Raw genomic sequence first — 262 nt, forward strand, 5'->3', positions numbered from 1 at the left:
TGCGCGCGCGGCGCTGCGTATCGTGTTGGCGTTGCAGCTTGTCGAGCTCTGCAGAGAGCCGCTTGGCACGTTCGTCCAGCATCCGGCGGTCGAGTTCGAGCTGACGCTCGCCGGGGCCGCCACGTATGCCGATCCCGCCCTTCTGGCGCTCCAGGTGGCTCCAAGCCCGCACCAGCCGCGAGGCCTGATAGCGCACGCTCGCGAGCTCCACCTGCACCTTGCCGACGTGGCTCTGGGCGCGCTGGCTGAAGATGTCGAGGAT

Annotated in this window: 1 pseudogene; it reads right to left on the minus strand. The window is 68.7% G+C overall.

Annotated features, from left to right (window positions below):
* Positions 1-262, minus strand: a pseudogene (locus tag GUI70_RS23605) (GTPase HflX); the annotation flags it as partial.

It is taken from the genome of Deinococcus alpinitundrae, from assembly GCF_009982895.1.
GTDB lineage: Bacteria > Deinococcota > Deinococci > Deinococcales > Deinococcaceae > Deinococcus > Deinococcus alpinitundrae.